At 49.9% G+C, this 3445-nt stretch carries 4 protein-coding genes; all 4 read right to left on the bottom strand.

Going from position 1 to position 3445, the window contains the following annotated elements:
* Positions 1-43: 43 nt before the first annotated feature.
* The 4 genes from ACP5KC_RS09490 to ACP5KC_RS09505 are packed head-to-tail and all read right to left on the bottom strand — an operon-like array spanning position 44 to position 3297.
* Positions 44-694 (bottom strand): ATP-binding cassette domain-containing protein, encoded by a 651-nt coding sequence (locus ACP5KC_RS09490; RefSeq protein ID WP_052883889.1) that lies wholly within the window; start codon positions 692-694, stop codon positions 44-46.
* Positions 685-1434, bottom strand: a complete 750-nt coding sequence (locus ACP5KC_RS09495) for a hypothetical protein (RefSeq protein ID WP_273433419.1) — start codon at positions 1432-1434, stop codon at positions 685-687. Before ACP5KC_RS09495 ends, ACP5KC_RS09490 begins: the two co-directional genes overlap by 10 nt.
* A complete protein-coding gene (locus ACP5KC_RS09500) occupies positions 1403-1927 on the bottom strand; it encodes a hypothetical protein (protein WP_428287399.1) in 525 nt (174 codons plus the stop codon). The genes ACP5KC_RS09495 and ACP5KC_RS09500 overlap by 32 nt, the downstream gene beginning before the upstream one ends.
* A 5-nt stretch (positions 1928-1932) precedes the next feature.
* Positions 1933-3297: a hypothetical protein gene (locus tag ACP5KC_RS09505; RefSeq protein ID WP_273433416.1), complete on the bottom strand. Its 1365-nt coding sequence runs from the start codon at positions 3295-3297 to the stop codon at positions 1933-1935.
* Positions 3298-3445 lie beyond the last annotated feature (148 nt).

A 3445-nucleotide genomic window follows, 5' to 3' on the forward strand; every position in this document is an offset into this window, starting at 1 on the left:
TATCCTAGTTTACTTCACATGCTTTGGCTGGTATAGGAGGCTACTAGGTGGCCTCCAGTCTTTGAAACTCTACAATCATCCCGTTGTGAAATTTGATGATGCTGGAAGCCATATCCATGAAGCCCTCCGGCAAAAAGTGTGTTGCCACCAGCAGCGTTTTTCCTTTTAAGCTTAGCTCCCGGACAGCACTTAGCACTTTGCTTAGGGATGCACTGTCTAGTAGCGTGAAGGGCTCGTCCAGCACGTAGAGCTCCGCCTCGCAGCCTAACGCTATGGTGAGTTGAAGCCTTTTCTTCATCCCGCTAGAGTATGCCAGGGGGAGTTTGCGCCAGTATGCCTTCACAGCCAGCGATGAAGCGAGTTCTGCAGCCATTGGTGACGACTCACGAGTACTGAATACTAGTTCCGCGAATTCTTCACCCGACATCCACCAGGGGAGAGGCAGGCCCTCAAACATGAAGGAAACCTTCTTTGAGAGCAGACTAAAATCCTTACGCGGATCAAGTCCGAAGACCTTAACGTAACCCGTCGTAGGCCTGAGTAGTCCTACCACAAGCTTGAGGAACGTGGTCTTGCCCGAGCCATTAGGTCCCATGAGGACGTGGAGACCCTCACTCAAGCTAAGAGTAACGTTTCTCAAACCCCAATCCAGCCCGAACCTCTTTCCCAGGCCAACAGCCTCCACTACCTCCACTTGACCTCCCCCCTCACTACGTAGGCATATCCTGCCAGGACGCCCGCCGCAACTGCTGTGATGAAGATACTGGGGTAGCCGAGAGCTACTGTTAGAGCATCACCTGCGGAAACCACTAGTTTATGGTACAACGGGTATACTTGTAGAGGACCGCCCATCGGAGTTTCAAGAGCGTACAGCTCCACAGATGCTAGCAGGAGATAATAGACAGAGCGCGGCACAGCGTAGGCGAGAGCTGAGTAGAACAAGAACAAGTATAGCTGGAAGATGAGAAGGTTCACCCATATTTTACCCAGTACGAGGAGGAAGAGGCCAAGATTCCCTAGAACTAGCCCAGCGTCACGAGACAAAGCATATATTGTCTTCGCGAGCACGACCGGCCCCGAGGCGAGGACTAGGTAGGAGGCTAGCTTCAAGGAATATATCCGGGAAGTTGTAAGACCAATGAGGAAGCCCGCGTAGTCATAGCCCTCCTCTCTGGCATAACAAAACAATATAGAAACAAGGGTGACCGCGTGCAGAGATACAAGAACAGGTTCAACCCGGCTCGCAGAATACTTAAACACGAGGAGCATCGCGTCCGCCACACTGTAAGACGGGGCGACCTCCCAGGCGAGCTTAAACCTGTCGATCACATACAAGTACACTAGCAGCATAAGTATCGAGCTCAGGTAAGCCTCGCTGAAAGAGAGATACCATCCCAAACTCTTAAGCCATCGTCCTAAGCTCCCTAAACGCAAGGTAACCACCTGCGGAAAAAACCATCAACCCGATAACCGCTTCAAACCCATACAGCTTGCCGTACCCACTCCTATCCCCTGACGTTACCCGCCCCTCTGTAATTATCATGCACTCACCCTTACCCATGACGTGCAACCTGGCATAGAGCAGGTAAACTCCTTCTTTGGGGGCCGTGAACAGCGGACAGCACCTGGCATGTCCTCCCTCCACTTCAACGCCATATCGTTCACCAGTAGACAAGTGCACAAAGGTTAGGTTGTAGCCCGTTATGTTGCATCCCCTGGGCTCGACATGCAACAACACAGTATCATTGACGTTTAGGAGCAGGAAACTCCGTGTATCAACCTCCGTTGTAAATACGGGATGGGTTGAGTATATCCCGCCCGATCTAAGAGTAGTCTCCTCGACCGATGGGTTGTACACCCTGTTAAGGAATATGAGTGGAATAATCAGGGGTAAAAGCGCAAACGCGAGAAGCAAGGCACCCCTCATTCCAATCACCTCCTCGCCTTAACAGAAAAATAGTAGAGCAGGATAAGAGCTGTAAGAGTTAACGTAAAGAGATAGGCGGCGTCAGACCCGATACTCCCAGTAGAGCCAAGGCTTGTTGCTTTCAAAGGAACATTCGTGTCTGTCAGCCTTAAGTCTAAGACTCCCGAAAGGGATCGGAAGACTGGAATATATCCATTTACAGCCAGGTAGGAAGAGAGGTAAGAAGGAGCATAGCCCATCACCGGGAGCAGAGAAGAGTCATGTGAGGCCTCCAACAGGATACCTGCCTTTAAGTCGTATACGAAAAGGAAGGAGTCTATAGGAAATAGCATCAGTTTCACGTTGTCGTAGCCTATCACGGGCACAAATCTAATCATGTTTGGATCCGTCTGAACACGCACCAGATCCACCCTCCACGCCTTATGACTTTTAAGCTTAGAAACCAGATCATAGAAGAGAGTACAGTTCGTCTCTACAGTCGAGTTGAGGTACTCCTTTACAACACAGCCGAACCTCTGCAAGACCCTCCTTGCCTCATCGCTAACCTTACCTGCTCTCAACTCTTTCACATATACGTCTAAAACAGGGTAACTGAAAGCTATAGCAGTCCTTGCGCGCTCAATCCTGACCCCGCTCACGTTATAGTCCCTAGGCCCAGGAATAGAGGCGTTGAATAAGAGAAGATAGCCTACGAAGCCCGTAACATTAGGGCCATAAGCCGGCACACCATAATTGATCCCGGCCAGGATGAAGGACTTGCCTATACTCAGGTCGTAGGGTGTGAGCCAGAAGATCCAGTCTCCGAGAGAGAGCCGGCCTATAGGGTCTACAGTGTCCCCCGTCGAGCCGTCTACTAACAGGATCCTAGAGGTTGAGAACACCTTTTTCGTCCACACCAGGTATTCGTTCCTCTTACCGTCGGGCTCACCCAGGAACTCTATAAACCCCTTAGAATTATTTTCCCTTATCACGGCGGTGAAGTTGTAGAAAACGACAGTATAGTTGATCAAGTAACTTCTCGTCGTGGACGACAAGACGCGCACAACGACCTCGACCTTATCAGTACTACAAAACTCTATTGGGACCTCCCAACTTTCCGTCAAATGAGAGGTGATATTCTCCTGTCCAGGGACTACCCCCACCTTATACATGCTTATATCAAACACGATCCTGCCCAAGGGTAGACCGACAGCCTCGTATCTCTCGCGGGCGAGTTGTACTAGGGGTGTTCTACCACTTGTAAAATCGCTTGAATTATGGACTACAAGACCGTACTGTAGCATGGCCCCCTCAGATACTCCTGAAGGTTGACCCTCAGTTATCAGCGCTAGTAAACCAAGGATCAGTATTAAAAGAAAAATCTTCTGCAACGTTAGCCACCAAGAAGTTGTCTTTCTACTGCGCAATACCCTCCAGGGGCAATTATCACAGAAGCTTTTGAGGAAACAGGGAAGTTATAGGCTTTGACAACAGAAGAGAACAATGCTCCAGGGAGAACGAGAATAAATACGAGCAATA

Source organism: Infirmifilum sp. (assembly GCF_049970975.1).
In the GTDB taxonomy this organism is placed as follows: domain Archaea; phylum Thermoproteota; class Thermoprotei; order Thermofilales; family Thermofilaceae; genus Thermofilum; species Thermofilum uzonense.

Bases quoted from the DNA above. Each gene is read 5' to 3' on its own strand.
- ACP5KC_RS09500 (WP_428287399.1), bottom strand. From the start codon at position 1,927: ATGAGGGGTGCCTTGCTTCTCGCGTTTGCGCTTTTACCCCTGATTATT.